We start from the raw sequence: 25508 nt of genomic DNA, 5'->3' as shown, positions 1-25508 counted from the left end.
TTTGGCGCTTATTTAACGCGCTGAACTCGCATGCGACGATTAGAGCCTTCACGCCCAAAGAAGAATGAGTTAAGTGCACCGCGTTCAATATAGTAAGCGTCTCCATCCCAGGAAAAATAGCCACTGTCCGTCTGCTTCCAAACCTGACCATTCTTTAAGGTTATACGCCACTTACCATAGGGTCCTTCTTCGCGTTCGGCCAGTGTCACGTTAACGCGCTCGTCTTCAGTTTCTTCTTTCTCTTTATGCTCAAACCCAAAGCGGTCACTTGCACGTTCGCGGCGCTCTTGCGCTTTTTCTCTCATTTCAGCCGCTTTCTGCTTGCCTTTACGGGCCTGCTCCGGAAGCTCTCTGTCTTGACGTTGCTTCTCACCGGACTGAGTCTTTTTCGCTAAATTGTCGTAACACACCAAACGCTCTAAAGAGTCCTCAATTTCGGCACACGCCTCTAATCCTGACTGCTGAGCAAAACTGGTAGCACTGAAGGCAACCGCTGCCATTCCAATAAACAACTTATGCATAATTCATTCTTCCTATAAATTTGATTCGTTTTAGTACGTTAACCTAAGCGTATCGTTTTTTTGGGTTAACTCAAATTCTTTTAATGCGCTCATTCCTAAAAGGATAACGTTTCCGTCCATACCCGGCGTAATAGACGCGTCAACGTTATTGAGGCGTATTTCACCCAGTTCCAACGTATCAATTTCCGTTCGATAGGTAACAACCCGTCCATTGGCTGTCTGTGACATGCCTTGCCGCCCTTTTTGCAAACCTAATTGACTTGCAAGCCCTTCAGGAACCGCGACCAATGTCGCTCCGGTGTCTAAAAGAAAGGTCACCTGTTGGCCATTTATTTTACCTCTGGCCACATAATGTCCCATACGATTTTGCTCGAGGACAACGGTCACATCCCCAGCGTTTCTATGACTTTGAATGTGTGAGTTCGGATTAAACTGCTCCTGTAACTGGTCTTGAAAAAACCAAACTAATAGAGCAATTGCCAGCCCCCACGCAATGAACATGAAGGGCTTTCCAAAAGAATTACCGCCTGCCACTTTTATTGTCCTTTCTCACTATAAGGCAGTGTTTGCTTTTCTACTTTATTCGCTAATTCCTGACGTTGCTCAGTCACCGCTTCAACTGACCAACCTTGCAAGTGAGTGTTTACTAACTCTGTTAATGCATCGATATGATCAGGCTCTGCATTCAATGCGCTAATGTATTCATAGCGCTCTCCGCCGTTTTCCATAAAGTACTCGCGGTTTTCTTCACCAATCTCTTCAATAGTTTCCAGACAGTCAGCACTGAACCCCGGACAAAAAACCTGTACCGATTTAACGCCTTTTTTCGGTAAGGCTTTCATAGTCATGTCAGTATATGGCTGCAACCACTCTTCGCGACCAAACCGCGACTGGAAAGTGGTTAAATACTCATCTTGGTTCAAACCGAGTCGTTCTGCCAACAGCCGCGAGGTTTTGTAGCATTCGCAGTGATAAGGATCACCATTTTTCAGGTATCGCAGCGGTATGCCATGGTAGGAGAACAGTAATTTGTCAGCACGCCCATGCTCATTCCTGTGACGCTCAATACGCTTAGCGGCCGCCTCAATAAAAGGAGGGTAATCATGATAGTGGGTCACAAAACGTAATTCGGGCAACCAGCGTCGCTGAGTGAAATCTTTTGCCAACGCGTCAAACGTCGAAGCCGTAGTTGATGCACTGTACTGCGGGTAAAGCGGCAGAACCAGCAACTTCCGCACACCTTTTTGCATCATGCGCTCCACGGCCTCCGAAATAGCCGGGCTGCCGTAACGCATGGCAAAGTCGACAACAATATCCTCACCCCAGGTTTCTTTCAATTTTGCTTCTATGCCTTTGGCCTGGTCTTCCGTATGAAATAAAAGCGGTGAACCCCGATCTGTCCAGACCGTTTTATAGGCTTCTGCTGAGCGCTTTGGCCGAATTCGCAAAATAACGCCGTTTAAAATTAACGACCAAAGCAACCGTGGTACTTCAACCACCCGAGGGTCAGACAAAAACTCTTTTAAGTAGGGCTTTAGCGCTTTCTTTGTCGGCGCCTCTGGCGTGCCTAAGTTGGTAACAAGCACACCAATTTTGTCAGCTTGGCGGTGAGAAAACGCCGGACTACCACGATATTTCATCAGTTTTACCTTAAAAGTCTGTTCTGCTTAGGGTTTAAAGCCAAATTTACGTAATTTTTAACGGGTTCGATCCCTATTTGCAAAAAAATCGGGTTACACTGCAACGATACACTCAATCGAAACTATTTGCTTGACCCATTTATGGCGACCACATCAACCCGTGAAAAATGGTATATAAAGCTGGCTAACTCACCGCATTCGCTAGTGCTTCTGTTTTTTCTGTCAGCATTAGAAGCCACTATTCTGCCTATCCCGTTAGAGCTTATTTTGGTTCCTTACATGCTGCTTGAGCGAGATCGCATTTGGCTTATTGCGTCTGTGGCGTTAGCTGGCTTTATGGCGGGCTCGGTTGGTGGCTACTACATTGGCTATGCTTTATTTGACACCGTAGGACAATGGTTCATTGACTATTTATCGGCTCAGGAACAGTACGCTGAATTTAAGGAAACGCTCGAAAACAATGGCTTCTGGTCAATATTTGTTGTTGGCGTTACCCCAGTTCCGTTTCAAGTTGCGATGCTAGCCGCAGGGGCTGGCCAGTACCCATTAACTCTATTTTTATTATCTGCCGGCATTGCCAGAGCCTTACGATACTATGTCCTGGCAGCATTGGTTGCCTGGTTAGGTCCGCAAGCAGAAGACGTGTGGCAACGTTACTCAGGCCCTGCCGGCTGGTCCATACTTATTGCTGCGGTTTCTGTTATATTGTTGATACAATTCTTGTAACTAAAACCAATTCAACCGGAGCCCAATGACTCTTCTTATACTTTTTGCGTTTTTAGCCATAGGCGTGTCTTTTATTTGCTCAGTTTTGGAGGCCGCAATACTGTCGGTGACACCTAGCTATATTGCACAATTGAAAGAGTCTCGTCCTAAAACGCACAAACAACTGCGCAAACTGAAAGATGGTATCGATAAGCCTTTAGCCGCTATTTTAACCTTAAATACGGTAGCTCATACCGCGGGTGCTGCTGGCGTCGGTGCGCAGGTCGGTGTTGTATTTGGCGATGGTTATTTGGGCGTTGCGTCTGCAGTTATGACGTTACTCATCCTCATTTTGTCCGAAATTATTCCGAAAACCATTGGGGCTAAATTCTGGCGTCCATTGGCTCCCTGGCTTCCGCCCACGCTTAACTTCATGATTCTGACATTAAAGCCATTTATTTGGTTGTCTGACCAAATAACAAAACGTATTGGCGGTGGGGAAGAAGAAATTGACGTGCGCTCTGAGATAAAAGCCATGGCAACCATTGGTCATGAGGAAGAAGCTCTGGATGCGGACGAGCGACGTGTTATTTTAAACATTCTTGACCTTCACGACATTCGGGTTAAGGAAGTTATGACACCGCGAACGGTTTGCGAGTCCATACGGCCTGACGAAGACATTATGGCCGTTAGTCAAAAGATTCGTGAGCTCCCATTTTCCCGTTACCCGGTCATCGACGCCGAAGAAGAGCCTCACGGCATTCTGTTCCGCAGCGATGTTTTTGACGCCGACGAAGGAACACCTATTCTCGACATTGTTCGCCAGGTTGAAGTCGTTACCGAAACCGTGAGTGTCGAAGCCTTAATGAGCCACCTTATATCCACACGGCAACACATGGCGTTAGTCTATGACGAGCATGGCAGTTGGTTAGGACTTATTACCCTGGAAGATATTATCGAAACCATTTTGGGCACGCCAATAATGGATGAAACTGACAACATTGCCAGCCTACGTCGCTACGCCAGACAACGTTGGGATAAGCGCCTCAAGCGCGACCCAAAGCAAACGCAGCGCCAGCAAGGTAATGATCATTCGGAATAGTTGATCAAAGCGCTGGTTCGTTATTTTTTTGAGCCAGTGCAAACCTATCCAGGTACCGGCAAAACCAGCCGCTATCATTGCTCCAATTAAAGGCAGCCAGTCTTTAAAAACAAAGCCAGCCATACCAAAAACAATGGCTTTAGGACCATGCTGAAAAGTCATAACCGCAGCAAAGGTAGCCACGGTTTGCATTCTCTCGCTGAAACGGGCTTTTACGAAGGCCGCCACCAAAGGTCCTGACGCGCCAACAAATAATGCTAAAAACCCCGTTAACAAGCCCCCGCCGACAAGACCCGCACGCCCGGACAAGCTTTGCGGTAATTTAGGCCCCCAGGTTAGCCATAGCAGGAACAGACCAATGGTAATTTGCAGTATTTCTGTTGGTAACTGAACCAGTAACAGGCTTCCGAGAAAGGTGCCCAATAGCCCAAAAGGCACAAACCAAGCAATAGTCGGCCAGTGAATATGTCGCCATGACAAAGCTGCCCGCCCTACGTTCGAGCCCATTTGTACTAAACCATGAACCGGAATAACGGCGCTGCCGGGCAGCACCAACGCGATAACGCCTATTAATACCGCGCCGCCCCCAGCACCGGCGACCGCACTTAATAACGACGTTGCCGCAGACAGCAACACTAACCCATAAAATAACGACTCACTGACCACTGGCTTCGACTCCCGGTTTGCGCTGATCTGAATCAATACGTATAATTCGCGCTCGATTTTTAAATCGACTATTTCCAAACAAGGCTTCGGATTTACGTTCCGAACCGCTGAAAAAGGTAACACGATATGTACATTTGTGCGGCATTGTATAAGTTTGTCGAGCTCAATGACTATGAGCAAATTCGCGAACCACTCTATCAAACCCTTATCGACAACGACGTAAAAGGCACCCTTCTGCTGGCTCGAGAAGGCATTAACGGTACTATTTGCGGTACCCGCGAAGCCATCGATAACGTCTTAGCTTATCTACGTTCAGATGAACGTTTTGCTGACATTGATCACAAAGAATCACCGAGTGACGAGCAGGCCTTCTACCGCACTAAGGTCAAGCTCAAAAAAGAAATTGTCACTATGGGCGTCGACTGGGTCGATCCTAAGAACACGGTTGGCACCTACGTTGAGCCGGAAAAGTGGAACGACCTGATTTCTGACCCGGAAGTACTGGTTATTGATACCCGTAATGAATACGAGTATGCCGTCGGCACATTTGAAGGCGCAGTAAACCCTAAAACAGATACCTTTCGCGAGTTTCCAGAGTATGTGAAAGAACATCTTGATCCGGAAAAGCACAAGAAAGTCGCCATGTTCTGCACCGGCGGCATTCGCTGTGAAAAGTCGACCGCTTACTTAAAAGAGCAGGGCTTCGACGAGGTTTACCACTTAAAAGGCGGCATATTGAAATACCTTGAGCTGGTACCGGAAGACACGAGTCGCTGGAATGGTGAATGTTTCGTATTCGACCAACGTGTCACGGTTAAACACGGACTAGAGCAAGGTGAATATGACCAGTGTTATGCCTGCCGTATGCCTATTACTCAAGAGGAAATGGCGTCTGAGCACTACCAGAAAGGGGTTAGCTGCCCACACTGTTTCGACAAAACTACACCAGAACAAAAAGAACGTTACGCAGAGCGCGAGCGTCAAATTCAACTTGCTAAAGCGCGCGGCGAAAAGCACATTCGCGACGGCAAAGTTGAGTCATCGAGTTGATCTAACTCGCTTCATAACCGTATTCTCTGATGTAAGCTAAAGCTGACAGTTATCGAACTTAACTGTCAGCTTTATCGATTTTCATCGCTTTCTTTAACCCCACGAATGGACTATGGTTAAAGCATAACGATGACAAAGGAGGGTTTTATGAAACAGTTAAGCGTTATTGGTTTAGATAAGAAAAAAGCCGAGCAACTTGGCGACAAGCTGAACGAGCTACTGTCGAACTATCAAGTGTTTTACATGAACGTTCGTGGTTTCCATTGGAACATTAAAGGCGAGCGCTTCTTCGAACTGCACGCAAAGTTTGAAGAAACCTACGACGACTTACTGCTGAAAATTGATGAAATAGCAGAGCGTATTCTGACCTTAGGTCAACGTCCTCAACATGCTTACTCAACGTACATTAAGAACAGCGAAATTGAGGAAGTAAAAGACGTTCACGAAGGCCGCGCTTGTATCGCGAATATTTTGGACAGTTATCAAACAACGATTCGCCTGCAACGTGAGATTTTAGACCTCGCAGGAGAAGCCGGTGATGAAGGCACCAACGCGTTGATGAGTGACTACATTAAAGAGCAAGAGAAAACAGCGTGGATGCTGACCTCTTACTTAGGTGATTGAAGGCTCGATTAATTGAGCTCAGCCATAAAAAAACGCCCCGTTAAAGCGGGGCGTTTTTATTTGTATTTATACTATGCAGTACTTGAAAAGTATCCTTTAGAACGTATAGTTCAAGCGTGCATAGTAGTAACCGCCATTAACACCAAACGGGAAGGTTTCCCAACCGTATTTGAAGCCCGCATCCGAGAATGGAGAGCCTTCGCTGCCCCACTCATCCGGGTAAGTATCAAACAGGTTGTTTGCGCCAATACGGACATTCAGATTATCAGTGAAGTCATAACCAACGGATGCGTCCGTCAACCATTTACCTCCCCATTCTTTTTTAACGCCGGTAAATGCCTGGCCTTCAACAGACCCGAAGTAGTTAAACGCCACATTCACATTCCAGGCATTGCGAGTCCAGTCCGCGCTAATAGTTGCTTTTTCACTGGGCTGACCTTCTTCCAAACGAAGTATCTGAGTGTCATTAAAAATGTCTTCACCCGCAATTAGTGATGAAACCGAATTCACTCGTTCAACTTCGGTGTTCATAAAGCTCATAGCCGCGGTTAGGTTTAACTCACCTTCCATTAACTCAGTTGGGTAAGAGGCAATAACATCCAAACCAGTAGTTTTAGTGTCAACTGAGTTTGTGAAGAACTGGGCTGCTCCCAAGTTATTGTCAGCCAGAATATCACCAAACTCCGCACCAACATCGGCCGTAAGAGTTTCAGACAAAACAATACGGTCATCAATATTAATTTGGTACGCATCCATGGTTAAATCAAAGCCATTATCAAAACGTTTGATTAAACCAAAGCTGATGCTTTCCGAGGTTTCTTCTTCCAACTCTTTGATGCCAAACTGGCGTGCTAACTCATCGTCGTTAGCTATTGTGCCTGTTTCCACCAAAGTACCATTAACAACGTTTGTTAGAACCTGACTGTAGTATATTTGCTGAACACCCGGCGCCCGGAAGCCAGTTGCGACAGTGCCTCGCAAAGAAAAGTCGCTATCAATGTCGTAACGGGTAGAGAGTTTGCCCGAGATATTATCACCGGCAATATCATAGTCTTCATAACGAAGTGCGCCAGCCAATAAAAAGTCGGGAGTGACATAATATTCCGCATCGACGTATGCGCCGTAGCTATCTCGGTCAGCATCTACCGCCTGGCTAGGACTAAAGCCCGGAAAGCCTTGAATACCAGCTTCTGCAACGGTCCCATAAGGCGTTAATATTTCTACATCCGGATCATTCGCTCGACCATAAGCCCAAGATACCGGGTCGCCCGGATTAATTTGATAGCTGTCCTGACGCAGTTCAACACCCAGGGCTAAATAAAGAAGCTCATTAGCCACATCGACCGTACCATTTACATCAAAGTTAAATGTGGTTTGTTCAAACACTAACTCACCGTCAAAGGCTTCCGTTGGCGTCTCACCATAAATACCGCCATCTGGGTGTGGCTCATAGTACCAACTCACGTTGGCGGAATTTGACGAGTTAAATCCAAACTCACTTTTACCGTAAACGACACTTGCGTCCCATAACCAAGCGTTGGGAAGGTCACCACGAACACCGACCGCTAAGGACTGATCATCGGCTTCTGTTTCCAGTTTTGGTAAGAAACCGTCAGGATAAATCGCCTCTATCGTTCTTGGGTGCCCGCGTCCACGGAAAAAGCCTGAAGAGCCACCGTCGCGATTCGAAATACCACCAAAGGCATAAAGCTCAGTGGTACCTCCCAAACTGTAACCAGCGTTAAACCAGGCGTACATATTTTCAGAGTCCGCGTCGCCAACGTGTAAACGAACGACAGGCTCACCACTTGGCGACAGCCAGTCACCAATAAGTGATGCTTCAGCCGGCGAAGCTCGATTGGTCATGCCGCGGTCACGGTATTCTAACGTTGCGTTGAAGAAACCCTTATCAAACTCTTTACCAAAGTTAATACCAACAGTATTTACTTCACCGTCTTTTTCATAGGTTTGACCCACTTCGGCAGAAATACTGCCGCCCTCAGAGCTTTTCAGAGTAATGTTAATAACACCGGCGATAGCATCAGAGCCGTACTGAGCCGCAGCCCCATCACGAAGAATATCCACACGCTCAACCGCTGTAATTGGAATGGCGTTAATGTCGTATCCTGCGGAGCCTTTACCAATAGTTTCCTGCACGTTCACCAGCGCTTGCTGGTGACGACGCTTACCATTCACCAAAACCAATACCTGGTCAGGGTTTAAGCCTCGTAAAGTTGCCGGACGGATAATGTCCGAACCATCTGAAATAGTCGTTGACGAGAAGTTAAATGACGGAGCACTCATTTGCAGAGCTTTACCCAGCTCAGTTGCGCCGGTATCAACCAGCTGGTCGGCTGAGATAATATCAATAGGCGACGCAGACTCAGTAGCCGTTCGCCCGTTTACACGTGACCCCAGAGTAACAATTCGCTCAATTGACTCCCCGGTTTCGGCATTAACGGCATCTTGTGCCATAGCTGTTCCTGGCGCCACAAGCGCAGCAGCCATAGACAGCGATAAAAAACCTAGCTTGAAAGGCGCTCTAGTCATAGTTCTTCCCCAATCTTGTTATTTTAGTTTTAAACGATGCGCACCTATTAACAATTACACTTACAAGAATAGCTTGAAACTATGCTATATGATATAAATCAATAAAAAGGTAGGGACTTGCGCTTAATTTATAGTTCGATATATTGAGAAACTGTTAACACAAAAAGAGGAAACCGTTATGACACGCATAGTTGGTATTGTATTAATTATCGTTGGCGCTATCTTGCTTTACTTCTCCTATGAAGCGTCACAATCCATCGCGTCGGAAGTATCGGAAATGGCAACCAATGAACCAACAGACAACACTATCTGGTATTTAATTGGTGGCGTTGCCGCGGTAATTATTGGTCTCTACGCCACCATTCGAGGAAAGTAAAATCTGCAGCAGTTTTTGTAAGCTATGCTGACGTGTCTCCGGACACGTCGGGTAGTTTCAGTGCGCTTAAAGTAGCTAATACACCAACAACGACCAGCACCCATAGTACGGCGTGAGCACCAAAAGCCGCATCAACCCAACCGAGTAACAAACCTGCCAGCAGTACAACACCCATGACAGTATTAGAGACAGCAGTTAACTGCGCTCTATTCTCCTGGTTCGCCATATCAACCAAATACGTTTTACGACCAACGCGCGCACCGTGATGGGCTACTGCGGACGCAAACAGCAACAAAGCAGCAATCCACTCAAGACCGAGCCAATTCGGTACCCAATAGAAGATAGCCAGTGCAGCCGCCATGACTAGCGTCGACATGACCGATGCTGCCGCCATAACATGATGGCTGGCTGAATCAGACCAGCGTCCCCAAAAGCGCCCGGCAAGCAAGCCAGCAAGTCCACTAGCCAGCATAAGGCTACCTAAACTGGTTAGCTCCGTATCGCCCTGACGCTGAATAAGCACCACAATGTAGGGAATAGCGAAAGCTGCGGCGACAAGTAAGGCTCGGGTCAACACAAAATGTCCAAACTGGCCATTCTTCCAGAGCAATGACATCGACTTAACGGCTTCAGAGACTGCGTTACCACCACCTTCAGTAGCGCCAGCAACCTCTGGAATACCTGCGTACAAAGCCGCCGCTAAAAGCCATAAAACGACGCCAGCTCCCAGCAAGGCTAAAAAGAGCCAACGCTGACCGTCTACTTCCGGCGAAAAAACAATCACTAAGGCAGTTAACAAGGTCAGCAAGCCAGCGGAAGAGGCTGCCACACCGGATAACCTACCCCGCCGTGTTTTAGACACCGTTTTACCCGTAACATCCTTATTGGCAACCGAGCAGATACCGCGAGACAAGCTAAATAACGCGAGCAGTAACACGACACTCCAGCCCAGAGCACTATTATTTAACGTGGCAACCGCAAACAGCATGAGCAACAGCAATGCGGCCTGCCCGACACTGCCTGCAACCCAAAACCATTTACGAACCGGTTGTTGGCGCAATTGCTGGGCAACAAATAGTTGAGGTAATAGTGCCAATGACTCACGCAAGGGAACTAACGCACTAATGAATACGGCAGGAGCGCCTAGCGAACTTAACATCCACGGCAAGACTAAACGTGCGCTGACCAGGCTGTCACCCAGCTTGGTTAACGTCAGAGACAGCAGCATTAACACAAAAGACTTTGGCTGATGGTTACACGCCGACTCAGGTATATCCTTACACACTCGCGCGTCTTCATCTTCTGCGAGGTAGCCGTAAACCTTCTCGGTTAGCTGTTTGTCAGTCATGCTGCTTTCCGTACTATTTGGAATAGGAAAGTAAATGCTGCCACAAGTTATTCAGCCAATCCACCAAATCGAGCCATTCGATCATATCAGCAAGTTCGACATCGTAGCGCGTCAGTCGTGCGTAGTCGGTTAGCAGTCGTTCGGCCATAGCGTCGTCGAGCTTGTTCATGACGATGGTATTCGCAATATCAAACAGTGGGTGCCCTATTCCCGCATACTCCCAGTCAATTACTTTAATGGGAGCGGTCATAAGAATATGATTCATCGACAGGTCATTGTGACAAAGCACCGGGTACTCCAACCATTGATCAATCGCCTGCTGGTGTTGGCTTTTTTCTTCCCGAAAAGACTTAGCCAGGGAAGGTTCATAGTTGGAAAGCTGCTGCAGGTAATGCTCTACTTTGTCGTTTAATCTCCAGTGAGGAATGCTTGGCTTAAAGGAGTGAATTTTAGCGAGAACCTCAGCCAATACCGTTGCTTTAATGGCGGGCGATAAGGTTACCTGATTTAATGAAGGCGCCTCTAAATATGGCTGTAATAGCCAGCCTTCAGCTTCATTCCAGTCCAGTACCTCAGGGGCAGCACCGCTTTCGGCAAGCGTTTTCTGTACAGTAACCTCCAGACCTCGATCAACCTGAAATAAGCCATCATTTTGCCACCGCTTTAGTACGAGATCAGAGTCATCAGACTTAAGCCGCAGCGTTTGGTTTGACTGCCCACTGGTTAACCGAGTGACTGCTTTAGGTACAGATATCATCCGGCACTCTTTAGCGGCTCTGGTTGTGGGTTATCCTGATGCCAGCGCCACATGGCATACAACACCAGCCCCAGGTAGACCACAAACAATAACGCCGTAGCGACAAAACCCTTACTGGCGTACAAATACACATAAACGCTGTCAATAACCAGCCAGTACCACCAGGTTTCATACGCTTTTTTAGTCACCAGCCAAGTCGCCAGCAAGCTAAACACGGTAGTATAAGTATCGAGCCATACGGCGTCGGCGTCAGTATAAACAGAAAGCGTATAGGCAATTATAGCAGCCAGAGGTATCAGCCAAGCCCACTGTAAAAGATGCCACTTCAACGAGTATTTGGCACCACCAGGGCTTTCTTCGGCGGCAGACTTTTGGAAGCGCCACTGCCACCAGCCGTAACCGGCCATGACGACATAAATAGCCTGCAATACCGACTCCATATACAGCTTACCCTGCCAGAACAATACAGCATAAATTCCACAGCTTATGGTTGCCGACAGCCAGCACCATTGCCTCTGATGAGCCGCAAGCACCAAGTACCCCAGTGCGAATAACAGTGCGGCTAATTCCCACAAAGAGCTCATCATTAACTGTTCTAACAGGGTTTCTAGCACGGTTTTTTCCTTAGAACGACTTGCTAACAGTTATACCGAAACGACGCGGCTCACCATACTGTACGTAGGTTTCGTCATTCGCGTATTGAGTTCTGGGGTCATTAGCAAAGTAGAAACCTCGCACTTCATAGTCTTCATCCGTTAAGTTCCGTCCCCACAAGCTCACACGCCAATCATCAACGTAATAGTTCACCGCGAAATGCACCAGTGCCATAGAGTCCGACTTCTGATTATGCGAGTTCGAGAAATAGAATTCGTCCTTGCCGTCGACCTGAAGTACCCACTGAATATTCTCACCATACCAACCTTCGAAGCCGACGTTGAACTGATACTGAGGCGCATGAGCTTGCTCACGCCCCGTCATATCCATGCCGTCCTCAGTCACAAAGCCTTCTATTTCGGTTTCCAGCCAACTCGCAGAAGCAAATAATGTGAGCCAGTCAGTCAGTTTATTGCGAATTTCGGCTTCAAGACCGTACCCCGTCCCTTCGGCAGCATTCTCAATGTAACCGACAAACGACTGGTTGCGGTTCACCCAACTTTTAAGCTGAACATCGTCACGCCAATGGTAAAAAGTGCTCACTCGTGACGTTAAGTCACCGCTTGGGCTACTGCCTTTAACGCCAAATTCAGCACTCCATAGAATTTCAGGCTCAAAAGTAGCGCGTTCCAGCAGGTAGTCTTTTAGCTCGTCGAGACCCTGGTCGTCCGCTTTACCCAGCGCTTCGCCATTAACGCCACCGGACTTATAGCCTCGTGACACGGTCGCATACCAATAGCTGTTTGGTGCTGCCTGGTAGCGTGCACTAAAACTACCACCCACCATGGTATCTTCCGGTTGTGCGTCTATACTGCGACTGTCGGAGTAGTCGTTATCGTACTGCTCAATACGCAAACCGCTAATAGTGGTGAACTTCTCACTCCAGTGCTGCGTCAATTCGCCGTATACCGCGGCATGTTGACTGCGATAATCACTTTGGAAAATATCCGGCTGACCTAAGTCCCAATTAAAGTAATCACGCGTTAGTTCGACGTCTTTATCGTAATAATAAACACCCGCTACCCACTCACTGTCTACTCCCAGCAACACTTGCGGGGCATCCGACAACCAGCGAACCTCGGCTGTTTTGTCTTTTCTCTCACGCAAGTAAGCATCAAACGACGAATATTCCCAACCGGGCGCAATACCGACATACGTCCAGTCTTCATCAAAGGCGTAAGCAGTATCTGCGTTTAAAATACTCGCTGACAACTCAAGTCGGCTGTTATCCCACCCCAAATAATTCAATGTGGTTTTTACCGCATCACTCTCAAGGCGGTCGTAGCCCGGCTCGTCTGACAGCGTGGTTCGGTTGTTATCGAGGCTGAATGCATCATAGCCGTTATCAACATCGTTGTAGTGCAAAACGGTATCTAACGTCCAGTTATCGGTAAACTGGGTGTTCAATAAAAAGCGAACGCCAAGTTCGTTTCTATTGTTGGTGTCGTCCCTTTCTAAGTAAGTATTCTCAATGTAGCCGTCTTGGTTAAACTGACTGATAGAGAAGCGGGCGTTACCTAATACGCCCAGCTGTCCGCCTAATGCTAAGCCACCCATGCGTTCGTCATAATTACCGGCTGACAACTCAAACTGACCGCTAAAGTCATCCGAGGGCTGTACACTATCAAGCAACACCAGGCCAGCCATTGCGTTCACACCAAAACGACCGCTTTGGGGTCCTCGAAATACCTCAACCTGGTTTATATCGAAAAGGGACGCAGCAGTGCCTAAACCACTGTAATCAATGCCATCTATAATAAGACCGACTGACGGACTAATCGGATCAACAAACTGAGAACGCTCGCCCATGCCGCGAATCTGAATAAAGCGTGCAGTCGATGTACCGCCGGAGAAGTTAACATTGGCAAAGCTGTTGAGCGTATTTTCTAAATGCTGCGCATTTCGCTGCTGCATTGCATTTTGGTCAATAATGGACACACTGCTGGTCGTTTCATTAAGCGTGCGCTTATGAAAGTCACCACTCACTTCAATTATTTCAAAGTCGTTGCTATTTTCCTGACCATAGGCCAGAACCGAAGTTTGCAGTAATGCTAAGCCAATACTGGCTGCTAAGTAAGACGTTATTTTTTGCATGGATCATTTCCTCAAAACAAAGTCAGAAACGATCCGGTAAGGCTGTATTAGACGGGTTTTCTACCATCCCTACGCCAGTATTAACCGGATCAGGTTTTAAGGGTTCGCTTTCGCATCTCAGCCGTTGCCGGCACCCCTTGGTAAAGCGGCGTCAGTATAACGCAGCTTGCTGTTTTAACAAATGCTCTTTAAATGAACGACAATGCGTCACCGTAAAGGTTTTCTAACGGCACGCCTTGGGCAACAAAATCGTCCCTAATAACACGCACCATTTCGAAACGACCGGCCATGTAAACTTCGCAGTTTTGCAAATTCTGTTGGCGCGTCATTACCGCCTGATGAACCAACCCAATGGAATACGGCCAGTCTCCGGCAGCGTCTTCGAGCACTGGGTGATAGTCAAAATGCTCATGTTCACTGGCTAAACGCTCGAGTTCATCGTGCAAATACAAATCGGCTTGAGTTTTTGCGCCCCAATATAACGTTAATGGGCGCTCCGGCGTTGCTCGTAAATGTTGCTGTAAAATAGAGTAAGCGTATGAAAAGCCAGTGCCGCCTGCTATTAAAACGGCCGGTTTGTCACTGTCCTGGCGGTAGAAAGCAATACCATCGGGGGCTTCTATCTTGACTTCGCCCTCAGCGCGGATCTTATCCAACACCTCCATAGCGTAGCTATTGTCAGGTGTCGCACCAATATGAAGTAACCACTCACTATCACTTGACGGGCACGACGCGATGCTAAAAGGTCGCTTATCTCTTTCACCCATGACAACCATTAAATACTGGCCTGCTTTAAACGCGACTGGCTGCGGCAATTGCAAACGCACTTCCCAAACAGCGTCCGCTAACTGACGCGAAATCTCGACTTTACAGGTCATTTGTTGACTCATTCACGACTCCATAATGTTCAGTTCGTCCCACAGCTGGTCGACACGCTGCTTAACCTCTTCACTCATGACAATAGGCTCGCCCCATTCGCGGTCAGTTTCACCGGGCCATTTGTTGGTTGCGTCCATACCCATTTTCGAACCAAGACCCGACACTGGTGACGCAAAATCTAAGTAGTCAATTGGTGTGTTTTCAACCAAAGTGGTGTCGCGAGCCGGATCCATTCGGGTCGTCATAGCCCAAATCACGTCTTTCCAGTCTCGCGCATTCACATCGTCGTCACACACAATCACGAACTTGGTGTACATAAACTGACGCAAGAAAGACCAGACTCCCATCATCACGCGTTTGGCATGACCTGAGTACTGCTTCTTCATAGTGACTACGGCTAAACGGTACGAACAGCCTTCCGGTGGCAGATAAAAATCGACAATTTCCGGAAACTGCTTTTGCAATAACGGAATGAAAACTTCGTTCAAAGCCACACCCAATACTGCGGGCTCATCTGGCGGCCGACCGGTATAAGTGCTGTGGTAAATCGGGTCTTTACGATGGGTAACATGAGTCACGGTAAACACCGGAAACTCATCCACTTCATTGTAATAGCCAGTATGGTCGCCATAAGGCCCTTCGGGCGCTGTTTCACCCGGCTCAATGTAACCTTCCAGAATAATTTCTGCATGTGCCGGGACTTGTAAGTCATTGCTTAGGCACTGTGTTACTTCGGTTTTACTATCGCGCAGCAGCCCGGCAAAGGCGTACTCCGATAAGCTATCAGGTACAGGTGTTACCGCACCTAAAATAGTGGCAGGGTCAGCACCTAAGGCTACAGAGACAGGGAATTTCTCACCCGGATGCTGCTGGCACCACTCCTGAAAATCTAACGCGCCACCGCGATGCGACAACCAACGCATAATAAGCTTATTCGGCCCCAAAAGTTGCTGGCGATAAATACCTAAGTTCTGGCGCTCTTTATGTGGCCCCCGGGTCACTGTAAGCCCCCAGGTGACTAACGGCGCTACATCGCCCGGCCAACAGTGCTGAATTGGCAGTTTGGTCAAGTCAACGTCATCGCCACTCATTACTACCTGCTGACATGGCGCCTTTTTGAGCTTTTTCGGCGACATACTAAGCACTTTTTTGTACGTTGGCAGCAAATTCAAAGCATCTCGGAAGCCTTTCGGTGGCTCCGGCTCTTTTAAAAAGGCCAAAAGCTTACCAACATCGCGTAGCGCTGTTACCGACTCTTGCCCCATACCTAAAGCCACACGCTCTGGCGTACCAAAGAGGTTCGCCAACACCGGCATGTCATGACCTTTCACGTTCTCAAACAATAAGGCCGGGCCTTCTGCTTTTAACGTACGGTCAGATATTTCGGTAATTTCAAGGTAGGGGTCTATTTCTTGCTGGATGCGTTTAAGTTCACCGCGCTCCTCGAGGAGCGCGATGAAGTCTCGCAGATCTTGATATTTCATACGCCGCTTAGCTGTTGCGTTGACGCTTCATCGATTCGAAGAATTCGTCGTTGGTCTTAGTCATCTGCAAACGGTCAATCAGGAATTCCATGGCTTCAACTTCGCCCATTGGGTTCATAATCTTCCGCAGGATCCACATTTTCTGCAGCTCGTCCTGCGACGTCAGCAATTCTTCACGACGTGTACCTGAACGGTTAAAGTCGATTGCAGGGAAAACACGTTTCTCTGCCAACTTGCGGTTCAAATGCAGTTCCATGTTACCGGTACCTTTAAACTCTTCGTAGATAACTTCATCCATCTTCGAGCCGGTATCGATAAGCGCAGTTGCAATAATGGTTAAGCTGCCGCCTTCTTCGACGTTACGTGCTGCACCAAAGAAACGTTTTGGCTTGTGTAGCGCGTTAGCGTCCACACCACCCGTCAGGACTTTACCTGAGCTTGGAATAACGGTGTTATAAGCACGCGCCAAGCGAGTAATCGAGTCTAATAAGATGACGACATCTTTTTTGTGCTCAACCAAACGCTTCGCTTTTTCGATAACCATTTCAGCAACCTGTACGTGGCGGCTGGCAGGCTCATCGAAAGTTGAAGCAACCACTTCACCCTGCACCAAACGGTGCATTTCCGTTACTTCTTCCGGACGCTCATCGATAAGCAGTACAATAAGCTCTGCTTCAGGATGATTCGCCGCAATAGAAGTCGCAACGTTCTGCAGTAATAACGTTTTACCCGCTTTCGGCGGTGCAACGATAAGACCACGCTGGCCTTTACCAATAGGTGCCGACAAGTCGAGAACACGCGCCGTAATATCTTCTGTACTACCATTACCACGCTCTAAACGAAAACGTTCGTCTGCATGCAGTGGTGTCAGGTTTTCAAAGAGAATTTTATTACGAGAGTTTTCAGGCTTGTCGAAGTTAACTTCGCGAATTTTCAGAAGAGCAAAATAACGTTCGCTGTCTTTCGGCGGTCGAATTTTGCCGCCAATAGTGTCGCCGGTGCGTAAGTTAAAGCGACGAATTTGGCTAGGCGATACATAAATATCATCGGGGCCGGCCAAATATGACGAGTCGGCTGATCGCAAGAAGCCGAAGCCGTCCTGCAAAATTTCCAACACACCGCCGCCGTATATGTCTTCACCGCTTTTTGCGTGCGCCTTTAAAATAGCAAAAATGATGTCCTGCTTGCGCAGACGGGCCATATTCTCAAGGCCCATTGAGTCCGCGAGCTCAACAAGCTCGTTTACGGGTTTATCTTTAAGTTCAGTTAGATTCATAGGAGGGTTTTCGAGTTATCGATTGAACACAAAGCCTTTTTATTGACTCTAGAATATTAAAACAATTGGAACGTTCGGATTTCGCGAGTTGCGAAGTCAGAAACAGAAGTTTCTCTTACTTAACAAGGCGCGCCGGTGGAGTTGGCAAGCCTGCTTGAATAGTTAATAAACAGAAAGGTATCACCAAAATTAGAGTTCGTCCAGTTTTGCTAACAAAAACGGCGCATAATGCGCCGCTTTTTGATACCGATTAAATGTGTTGGTCAAGAAATTCAACCAGTTGCGCTCGAGATAGCGCGCCAACTTTGGTTGCCACCACATCGCCGTCTTTGAATAACAGCAGCGTAGGAATACCGCGGATATTAAATTTCGGCGGGGTTTGTTCGTTATGGTCCACATTCAGCTTACCAATAACCAACTTACCGGCGTACTCTTCGGCAATGTCGTCCAGAATTGGCGCGACCATTTTACAAGGCCCACACCACTCGGCCCAAAAGTCGACCAGTACAGGTTTATCGGATTTGATGACATCTTCGTCAAAACTGTCATCGCTTAGCTGAACAATTGCGTCACTCATGGTACTCTCCGCTAAATTCTTTCGCGTGGAAATATAGAATAGTATTATTTCTGTTTTTGAATACAAGCGCAAACTGATATGCTTATAACTTATGAATAAAACACATCTTTCAGAAACTCGTTTCGCTGATTTGGCGCTTCATCCCAAATTACAGCAAGCGCTATCCAATGCCGGATTCGAATATTGTACTCCAATCCAGGCGTTAAGTCTGCCTGTTGCGTTATCTGAGCGCGACGTTGCTGGTCAGGCTCAAACCGGAACAGGGAAAACCTTGTCATTTCTTCTGGCGACTTTCAACCGCTTAATGCAGAACGCGTCGTCCGAAAAAACCGATTCAGGCCCTCGTGCCCTCATTATGGCCCCAACCCGTGAGCTTGCCATTCAGATTGCCCATGACGCAGAGCCTTTGCTGGAAAGCTGCGGCTTGAAGATGGGTGTCATATACGGCGGCGAAGGTTACGACTCTCAAAAAGAGCAGTTAAGTAATAGCCCGGACATTCTGGTCGGCACCACAGGTCGCCTTATCGACTTTTACAAGCAAGGCTTGTTCTCATTGAACGACATTGAGGTAGTGGTACTGGACGAAGCCGACCGTATGTTTGACTTAGGCTTCATTGACGATATTCGCTATTTGCTGCGCAAAATGCCAGAGCCTGCGAAGCGTCTTAATCTATTGTTCTCGGCAACCCTGTCTTATCGAGTTCAAGAGTTGGCATACGAGCACATGAACGCGCCAACTAAGCTGGAAGTCGAACCGGCACAGAAAACCGCAGTACGTGTCACCGAAGAATTATTTTATCCGTCTAAGCCGGATAAGTTCCCGCTATTGCTCACGCTTATTGAAGAAGACTGGCCGGAAAAAGCCATTGTGTTCGCTAATACCAAGCACGGTTGTGAAAAAGTTCACGGCTGGTTGGTCGCAAATGATCACAGAGCCGGACTTTTAACCGGCGACGTACCGCAGAAAAAGCGGCTGAAAATTCTTGATGACTTTGCCGAAGGCCGTATCGACTTTCTGGTCGCGACCGATGTCGCTGCACGTGGACTGCATATTCCGGAAGTGACTCACGTCTACAACTTCGATTTGCCGGACGACTGCGAAGACTACGTACATCGTATTGGTCGTACTGGCCGCGCAGGCGCCAGTGGTGCTGCAATCAGCCTGGCCTGTGAAGAGTATGTTTATAACCTTCCGGCTATTGAGGAATATATTGGTCACAGCATTCCGGTCACCAAATACGATGCAGATGCTATGCTAAGTGACTTAAGACGTCCTCGCCCACCACAACGACGCCGCCGCCATAACTCTGGTGGCAATAAAGGCAAACCACGTGGTCGACGCTCTGGTCCTCCAAGGTCATAAACGCCAATGGCGCTGAAAAAGAAAAAACTGGCTGCCATCGACATGGGCTCAAACAGCTTTCATTTGTTGATGGCAGAAGTTTCAATGACCGGTTTTTTCCCAAAGCCCCGAGTGCTTACACGCCACAAACAGAAAGTCAGGCTGGCCGACGGGCTTAACGCAGCAAATACCATTGATGACGACGCAGCAAAACGGGCATGCCAATGCCTGTTAGGTTTTGCCGCAGAGCTCGAACAATTTCAGCCCGATGCAGTGACTGTTGTCGCCACCGCCGCACTGCGTAAAGCCAGTAATCAGGCCCAGCTGCTAGAGCAATTTGAAAACGCTTTAGGACATCCTATTCAGGTCATTACCGGCGAGCAGGAAGCTGAATTAATTTATTCAGGTGTGTGTAGTGTGTCTCAGTGCACCGACGATGTGCTGGTCATCGATATCGGAGGTGCCAGTACCGAAGTCATTGCAGGGCACGGTTTAAGCCCGAAATACTTGCAAAGCCTGGATATGGGCTGTGTGGTTTTTCAGAATCGCTATTTTAGCGGTGGCATACTCAATGACAGCTCTTTTGAACAAGCAAAAAGTGATGCAGCCTCCCTCATTGAGCCTTTTCTCAACGACTACCATCAGCACAGCTGGAAGCGCGTACTGGGTGCATCCGGTACCTTCAGAGCCGTCAGTGAAATAGCCCACGCCGAAGGTCAAACACAATTAACGCGTGAGTGGCTGACCGAATTGATGAAACGCTGCGCCAAAAAAGGAACCGTGGAGGCACTTGATTTTCCGGGCTTAAGAGAAGACAGAAAGGCGGTGCTTGCCGGTGGCTTAGCCATTCTTGCGGGCATTACTGAAGCACTTAATATAGAAGAGTTTGAGGTGACTTATGGCGCACTGCGCGAGGGGTTACTCGCACAGCTTGCCAATGAAGTAACGGCGTAACGATTATTCAGACTTCGCCCACTTTTCAGCAATGGATTTAGCAAAGTACGTCAAAATGCCATTAGCACCCGCACGCTTAAATGCCAATAAACTCTCTTCAATAACATCGTCGCCCAGCCAACCGTTAGCGATGGCAGCCTGTAACATGGCATATTCACCGCTCACTTGATACGCAAAGGTCGGCACGCCGAACTCGTCTTTTACCCGACGCACGATATCTAAGTAGGGCATTCCCGGCTTCACCATCACCATGTCGGCCCCTTCCTGAATATCCAACGCAATTTCATGCAGCGCTTCATCGGAATTTGCCGGATCCATCTGGTAAGTCTTTTTATCACCGCCCTTCAAATTACCCGCAGAGCCAACTGCGTCTCTGAAAGGTCCGTAAAATGCACTGGCGTATTTAGCAGAGTACGCCATTATCTGAGTATTATGGAAACCTTCAGCTTCCAATGCATCACGGATAGCACCAATACGGCCGTCCATCATGTCTGACGGCGCTACAACGTCAGCACCGGCCTTAGCATGAGAGAGCGCCTGTTTAACCAGGACTTCAGTAGTAATGTCGTTTTGGACATAACCGCTGTCGTCAATAATGCCGTCCTGTCCATGAGTCGTGAACGGATCCAGAGCGACGTCAGTCATCACACCCAGCTCAGGGCACTCTGCTTTTATTGCTTTCACCGCCCGCTGCGCCAAACCATTATCATCATAGGCCGCTTCTGCCATCTCGGACTTTGCCGAAGCCGGGGTTACCGGAAATAGCGCTACCATTGGAATACCAAGATCGACCAAGCGCTGACATTCAGCGACAAGTAAGTCGATACTCAGACGCTCAACGCCGGGCATAGAATCAACCGTTTCGCGTTCATTCTGTCCTTCCAGCACAAACACAGGGTAAATTAAATCGTTCACAGACAATTGGTTTTCCGCAACCAATCTGCGGCTGAAATCTGAACGTCTTAAACGTCTTAAACGGCGTTTTGGGAATGCCCCTTCATTAGTCATTGCTTACTCCTGCTTTACTGCCCAGCAACCTGGTCACGACCCTGATTCTTAGCGGTATACAAGGCCTCATCTGCGGCTTTGAAAAGCTCATCCACGTTATCAAAAATACGATTGCTAGTTGAAATAACACCGGCACTGATGGAGATACGCTGCTCACCAACATCGGTCTCAAAAGCGTGCTCCCTAACCATACTTAGCAGTTGCTCAGCAAAGATCCGCGCATCATCAAGGTCTGTTTCCGGCAGAATAATAGCAAACTCTTCGCCACCATATCGACAAACGACATCAGCGGCTCGCTTAGCGTGCTGCCTCATTAAGTTAGCTAACTGTTTTAAAATTTGGTCACCCACCATGTGTCCGTGGGTATCGTTAATGGGTTTGAAACGGTCGACGTCAATCATCAGTAACGCCAATGGTAACTCTCTGCGCAACGTTCTGCGTAACTCGCGTTCAAGGTGTTGCTGGAAATAGCGACGGTTATAAAGTCCCGTGAGCGGATCTTCCATATTCTTTTGCTCGAGCTCACTATTCACGTCCTGCAATTCACGCAACGCAATTTGCAGCTCAAAAGTGCGTTCTTCAACATTTTCTTCAAGCTCTTGATTGTACTTTTTCTGCGCCGCCAGGCGTTCTTTGCGCTGCTCGTTGTAGCGCACTGCCAATACCCAAGAAAGTAGCAGTATTTCTATCCCTGAACCGAGCATGATGGCATGGCGTTGAATGAACATGCTGTCTATGACACCCAAATAACCGAGCGAGTTAGCGACAACCGATAGCAATAGACTGCACCAGGCCAATGTAAATATGCGCGCATAAAGAAAACCTTTACGCCATAAGTAAGCGCCCACTAACAATAAGAAAAAGCAGCCCGGAGCCGCTAATATCAGCAGTACATGAATACTAATACGGTAACTGGCAAATATCCCCACCACTAAACTGGCGGCGGACAAAAATGCCATAACCATCAACCCACGTCCCAGTGTATTTCGGTATCGTTTCAACTCTAATAACTGATACGCAAATAAGGCGGCGGTTAAAAATGTCAGGCTACCGAATATGGGTATGCCCTTATCCTGGAGGTAAATAGACTCCGGCCAGAGATAATGAAAGCCCAGCCCTTCCAGAGATAGCATCAGACCGGCGAAAAACACGGTATATAACGAGTACAGACCAAACTCCGGCTCACGCGACGCGACAAACCCGAACAGGTTATAAACCGCCATACACAGCAGAACGCCAAAGTAGATACCCTCGGCAATACGCCGATTCATTTGAGTTTCAAAGAAGCCAATGTTGGATCGCACAGCTATTGGCAAGCGCATTGAGCTTTGGCTCGACGCACTCAGATACACAGTGCCGCTGGTTCCTTTGGGAAGGGGAACAGCAAATTCAGACGTGGGAATTGGGCGTTCATGAAACGGCTTAGTATCACCGAGCTTGTAGGTTTTTATACCTGCGTCGGTTTGTATATAAATATTTAGCTCATCGAGCAGCGGGTATGCAATGTGCAGCACTCTGTCGATATTTGAGTCTTTTAACTGAAACCGGAACCAGTATTCGTCAGTGGTGTAACCAAAAGAAGCTCTATCTGTCTTTAATTCTGACCAGAGGTCGCCGTCTAGCAGCGTAACCTCGTCCAATGACAGCTTTTGCTCACTGTTTGTGTACTCGATATCTAAAGATGTTTCTGCTTTGGTCAGCAGTTGGGCATGCGACGAAAACGCGACAGCCATACCGATGGCCAACAGCATCATCAGCAAAAAGTGTTTTGTCAGTCGTCGTGTTAAGCGCAATGCACGTTACCCTAAGTTAAATAACCGCTCGGCGTTATTCGTTGTTTGGCTCGCCAGAGCTTCTGCCGACATTCCCAATGCTTCGGCTACCGCTGCACCAATAACCGGTACATACTTCGGTTCATTCATTTTCGGACGAGGTTTAATACCTCTGGGCAGCAAAAATGGCGCATCTGTTTCCAGCACTAACCTATCGAGGGGCATGCTCGGTAAAGCTGCCATTAACTCGCTGTTACGGCGTTCATCGCAAATCCAGCCTGTTACACCAAACCAATGGCCTCTTGCCATATACCGCTCTAATTCAGCAGGACCACCTGTAAAACAATGCGTTAAACAGGTCGTACCATCACCGCAGTAGCGGTTCAACAATTCAATTTGTTTATCAATGGCGTCACGCTCGTGGAGGTACAACGGCAAGTTAAGCTCATTCGCTAACTTTATTTGCGCGGCGAACACCTCTTCCTGAGTGTCTTGAGGCGAATAATTTCGGTTAAAGTCGAGCCCACACTCACCAATGGCAACAACAGCTTTGTGCTCAGCAAGTGCTCTCAACTCATCAGCGAAATTCTCGGGGGCTTCCCCGGCGTCATGGGGGTGAATGCCAGCAGTCATCACTAACTGTTGTGGGTATTGCTCACAAAGTTTTATCGCTTCTCGCGTTTCTTCGAGCGAGGTCGCTATAATCAGTTGCCTAGTCACACCGGCTTTTTCCGCAGCCTCCATCACTTCAGGCAATATTTTCAATAACCGTTTGTTGGTTAAGTTCACTCCTGCATCAAACCACATCGTTAAGCCTCATCAGCGGGTTCTTTATCGTTCGACCGAGACGGTGTATACCAACGGCTTATTTGCAAGCCCAGCTCAAACAGCAACCACATTGGAATAGCGAGTAAGGTTTGCGAAATAACGTCCGGAGGCGTTAACAGCATGCCGACAGTAAACGCCCCGACAATAATGTAAGGTCGTTTGCGCGCCAACGATTCGCGAGTACTGACACCACTCCATATCAACAACATAATGGCGACAGGTGTTTCAAAAGCAATGCCAAAAGCCATAAATATGGCCAACACAAAATCGAGATAACGGCTTATATCCGTTGCAACCGTAACGCCTTCGGGAGCCGCACCGGTAAAGAACGCCATAGCAATGGGTAAAACAACAAAATACGCAAAGGCTACACCAGCGTAAAACAGCAAGGTGCTGCTAATGAGCAACGGCACTACTAAACGTTTTTCTTTGCGATAGAGCCCCGGCGCAATAAACGCCCAGAGCTGCCAAAGTAAATAGGGAATGGCGAGTGCCAGTGCGACAACAAAGGTGAGTTTAAACGGCGTGAAAAACGGCGCTGCAACGTCAGTTGCTATCATTTGCGAGTCGCTGGGCAGCGCCACTAACAACGGCTGAGCCAACAAGTTATAAAGGTCGTTCGCAAAATACGCCAGTGCCGCAAAGACAACCAGTACAACTAACACCGACCGCAACAGCCGGTTGCGCAATTCCAGCAAGTGATTCAGTAACGGTGAGTCACTCATTCAGTGTCCTTGCTTTTATCTGACGTGTTCGATGAATTAGAGTCGTCCGATTTTTTAGAATAGGGACGCTGAACGTCGGCGGCGGCATTTCTCAGCTCAACGAGCGAGCGTTGCAACTCAGGGCTAAGGTTTTCGAGATCCTGACTTTCGGCCTGTTTTAAGTGCTCATGCAACTCTTTAATACGAAGCTCGTGGTCAAGTTCACTTTGGACTTTTTGCGTGTATTGGCGAACACCGCTGAGCATACGCTGAAAACCGCGAATGGCAGAGGGGAGCCGCTCGGGACCTAGCACCAGCAGCCCGACTATTGCTATCAGCAATAACTCCCAAAAGCCAATATCGAACATTTACGACTTTCCGGATGTGTCCGAGTCGTCATGTTGCTCTTTCTCCTGCAGCGACTCTTTTTTCTTATCTTTGCTGTCCTTGTCATCGGCTTCGTCGTTCATTGACTTTTTGAAGCCTTTTACGGCATTACCCAAGTCTGAGCCCATATTGCGCAAGCGCTTGGTGCCAAACAGTAAAACAACAATAACGAGCAGAATCAGTAACTGCCAAGGTGATATACCCATGTGC

Annotated in this window: 26 protein-coding genes and 1 riboswitch; of the genes, 7 read left to right on the top strand and 19 right to left on the bottom strand. The window is 48.0% G+C overall.

The annotated features are described in order from the left end of the window. Positions 1–8: 8 nt before the first annotated feature. Genes B3850_RS11600 through hemH form a run of 3 tightly spaced genes read right to left on the bottom strand, consistent with a single transcriptional unit; the run spans position 9 to position 2161 of the window. Positions 9–521 (bottom strand): hypothetical protein, encoded by a 513-nt coding sequence (locus tag B3850_RS11600; protein WP_286873876.1) that lies wholly within the window; start codon positions 519–521, stop codon positions 9–11. A 30-nt stretch (positions 522–551) separates the two neighbouring features. After that, the gene (locus B3850_RS11595; protein WP_286873878.1) at positions 552–1022 is read right to left on the bottom strand and encodes a retropepsin-like aspartic protease family protein; all 471 of its coding nucleotides are present in this window, start codon (positions 1020–1022) and stop codon (positions 552–554) included. Between the two features lie 35 nt (positions 1023–1057). Beyond that, a complete protein-coding gene (hemH, locus tag B3850_RS11590; RefSeq protein ID WP_286911769.1) occupies positions 1058–2161 on the bottom strand; it encodes a ferrochelatase in 1104 nt (367 codons plus the stop codon). Between the two features lie 141 nt (positions 2162–2302). On the opposite strand from hemH, the gene B3850_RS11585 reads away from it, so the two are divergent. Next, positions 2303–2887 (top strand): YqaA family protein, encoded by a 585-nt coding sequence (locus B3850_RS11585; protein WP_058578445.1) that lies wholly within the window; start codon positions 2303–2305, stop codon positions 2885–2887. Positions 2888–2912: 25 nt separating this feature from the next. Continuing rightward, positions 2913–3968 (top strand): CNNM domain-containing protein, encoded by a 1056-nt coding sequence (locus B3850_RS11580; protein ID WP_286873883.1) that lies wholly within the window; start codon positions 2913–2915, stop codon positions 3966–3968. Here the strand turns inward: B3850_RS11580 and B3850_RS11575 are convergent. Then, positions 3876–4712, bottom strand: a complete 837-nt coding sequence (locus B3850_RS11575) for a sulfite exporter TauE/SafE family protein (RefSeq protein WP_286911768.1) — start codon at positions 4710–4712, stop codon at positions 3876–3878. The two genes, B3850_RS11580 and B3850_RS11575, sit on opposite strands and share 93 nt — an antisense overlap. Positions 4713–4760: 48 nt before the next feature. Here B3850_RS11575 and B3850_RS11570 point away from each other — a divergent pair, with 48 nt between their 5' ends. Further along, complete coding sequence (locus B3850_RS11570) at positions 4761–5684, top strand: rhodanese-related sulfurtransferase (protein ID WP_286911767.1); 924 nt, start codon at positions 4761–4763, stop codon at positions 5682–5684. Positions 5685–5831: 147 nt separating this feature from the next. Beyond that, positions 5832–6308, top strand: coding sequence for a Dps family protein (locus tag B3850_RS11565; RefSeq protein ID WP_286873890.1), 477 nt, complete (start codon positions 5832–5834; stop codon positions 6306–6308). Positions 6309–6404: 96 nt separating this feature from the next. On the opposite strand, the gene B3850_RS11560 is transcribed toward B3850_RS11565, so the two are convergent. After that, a complete protein-coding gene (locus B3850_RS11560) occupies positions 6405–8858 on the bottom strand; it encodes a TonB-dependent receptor plug domain-containing protein (protein WP_286873892.1) in 2454 nt (817 codons plus the stop codon). Positions 8859–9036: 178 nt separating this feature from the next. Between B3850_RS11560 and B3850_RS11555 the strand changes: the two genes are divergently transcribed. Then, positions 9037–9234 carry a DUF3185 family protein gene (locus B3850_RS11555; RefSeq protein WP_053953278.1) on the top strand — a complete coding sequence of 66 codons (198 nt, stop codon included), beginning with the start codon at positions 9037–9039 and terminating at the stop codon, positions 9232–9234. Positions 9235–9256: 22 nt separating this feature from the next. Here B3850_RS11555 and B3850_RS11550 read toward each other — a convergent pair whose 3' ends face one another. The 8 genes from B3850_RS11550 to trxA all read right to left on the bottom strand — a co-directional run bounded on the left by B3850_RS11550 (position 9257) and on the right by trxA (position 18303). Further along, positions 9257–10582 carry an MFS transporter gene (locus B3850_RS11550; RefSeq protein ID WP_286911766.1) on the bottom strand — a complete coding sequence of 442 codons (1326 nt, stop codon included), beginning with the start codon at positions 10580–10582 and terminating at the stop codon, positions 9257–9259. Positions 10583–10595: 13 nt separating this feature from the next. Next, positions 10596–11339, bottom strand: coding sequence for a phosphotransferase (locus tag B3850_RS11545; RefSeq protein ID WP_286873896.1), 744 nt, complete (start codon positions 11337–11339; stop codon positions 10596–10598). Beyond that, positions 11336–11953, bottom strand: a complete 618-nt coding sequence (gene pnuC, locus B3850_RS11540) for a nicotinamide riboside transporter PnuC (RefSeq protein ID WP_286873899.1) — start codon at positions 11951–11953, stop codon at positions 11336–11338. Before pnuC ends, B3850_RS11545 begins: the two co-directional genes overlap by 4 nt. Before the next feature lie 10 nt (positions 11954–11963). Next, positions 11964–14087 carry a TonB-dependent receptor gene (locus B3850_RS11535; protein WP_286873902.1) on the bottom strand — a complete coding sequence of 708 codons (2124 nt, stop codon included), beginning with the start codon at positions 14085–14087 and terminating at the stop codon, positions 11964–11966. A 49-nt stretch (positions 14088–14136) separates the two neighbouring features. Next, positions 14137–14235, bottom strand: a riboswitch (TPP riboswitch). A gap of 40 nt (positions 14236–14275) precedes the next feature. Continuing rightward, on the bottom strand, positions 14276–14977 hold the full coding sequence (gene fre, locus B3850_RS11530) for an NAD(P)H-flavin reductase (RefSeq protein WP_053953282.1): 702 nt from the start codon (positions 14975–14977) through the stop codon (positions 14276–14278). Continuing rightward, a complete protein-coding gene (gene ubiD, locus B3850_RS11525; RefSeq protein WP_286911765.1) occupies positions 14978–16450 on the bottom strand; it encodes a 4-hydroxy-3-polyprenylbenzoate decarboxylase in 1473 nt (490 codons plus the stop codon). Positions 16451–16457: 7 nt separating this feature from the next. Beyond that, positions 16458–17726: a transcription termination factor Rho gene (gene rho, locus B3850_RS11520; protein WP_053953284.1), complete on the bottom strand. Its 1269-nt coding sequence runs from the start codon at positions 17724–17726 to the stop codon at positions 16458–16460. A 250-nt stretch (positions 17727–17976) separates the two neighbouring features. Further along, the gene (trxA, locus tag B3850_RS11515) at positions 17977–18303 is read right to left on the bottom strand and encodes a thioredoxin TrxA (RefSeq protein ID WP_053953285.1); all 327 of its coding nucleotides are present in this window, start codon (positions 18301–18303) and stop codon (positions 17977–17979) included. Positions 18304–18394: 91 nt separating this feature from the next. Here trxA and rhlB point away from each other — a divergent pair, with 91 nt between their 5' ends. Further along, positions 18395–19666 (top strand): ATP-dependent RNA helicase RhlB, encoded by a 1272-nt coding sequence (rhlB, locus tag B3850_RS11510; RefSeq protein ID WP_058578455.1) that lies wholly within the window; start codon positions 18395–18397, stop codon positions 19664–19666. A gap of 6 nt (positions 19667–19672) precedes the next feature. Next, positions 19673–20599 (top strand): Ppx/GppA family phosphatase, encoded by a 927-nt coding sequence (locus B3850_RS11505; protein ID WP_286876127.1) that lies wholly within the window; start codon positions 19673–19675, stop codon positions 20597–20599. 3 nt (positions 20600–20602) lie between these two features. Here B3850_RS11505 and hemB read toward each other — a convergent pair whose 3' ends face one another. The 6 genes from hemB to tatA are packed head-to-tail and all read right to left on the bottom strand — an operon-like array spanning position 20603 to position 25504. Continuing rightward, a complete protein-coding gene (gene hemB, locus B3850_RS11500; protein ID WP_286876125.1) occupies positions 20603–21607 on the bottom strand; it encodes a porphobilinogen synthase in 1005 nt (334 codons plus the stop codon). Between the two features lie 14 nt (positions 21608–21621). Further along, positions 21622–23400 carry a sensor domain-containing diguanylate cyclase gene (locus B3850_RS11495; protein WP_286911764.1) on the bottom strand — a complete coding sequence of 593 codons (1779 nt, stop codon included), beginning with the start codon at positions 23398–23400 and terminating at the stop codon, positions 21622–21624. Between the two features lie 6 nt (positions 23401–23406). Further along, positions 23407–24186, bottom strand: a complete 780-nt coding sequence (locus B3850_RS11490; RefSeq protein WP_286911763.1) for a TatD family hydrolase — start codon at positions 24184–24186, stop codon at positions 23407–23409. Positions 24187–24188: 2 nt separating this feature from the next. Next, positions 24189–24932: a twin-arginine translocase subunit TatC gene (gene tatC / locus B3850_RS11485; RefSeq protein ID WP_286876118.1), complete on the bottom strand. Its 744-nt coding sequence runs from the start codon at positions 24930–24932 to the stop codon at positions 24189–24191. Then, positions 24929–25279 (bottom strand): Sec-independent protein translocase protein TatB, encoded by a 351-nt coding sequence (tatB, locus tag B3850_RS11480; RefSeq protein ID WP_053953292.1) that lies wholly within the window; start codon positions 25277–25279, stop codon positions 24929–24931. The genes tatC and tatB overlap by 4 nt, the downstream gene beginning before the upstream one ends. Then, positions 25280–25504: a Sec-independent protein translocase subunit TatA gene (tatA, locus tag B3850_RS11475; protein ID WP_286876115.1), complete on the bottom strand. Its 225-nt coding sequence runs from the start codon at positions 25502–25504 to the stop codon at positions 25280–25282. Positions 25505–25508 lie beyond the last annotated feature (4 nt).

This window comes from Idiomarina sp. UBA4520 (assembly GCF_002388365.1).
In the GTDB taxonomy this organism is placed as follows: domain Bacteria; phylum Pseudomonadota; class Gammaproteobacteria; order Enterobacterales; family Alteromonadaceae; genus Idiomarina; species Idiomarina zobellii.
This window is presented reverse-complemented; position numbering and strand designations above follow the sequence as displayed.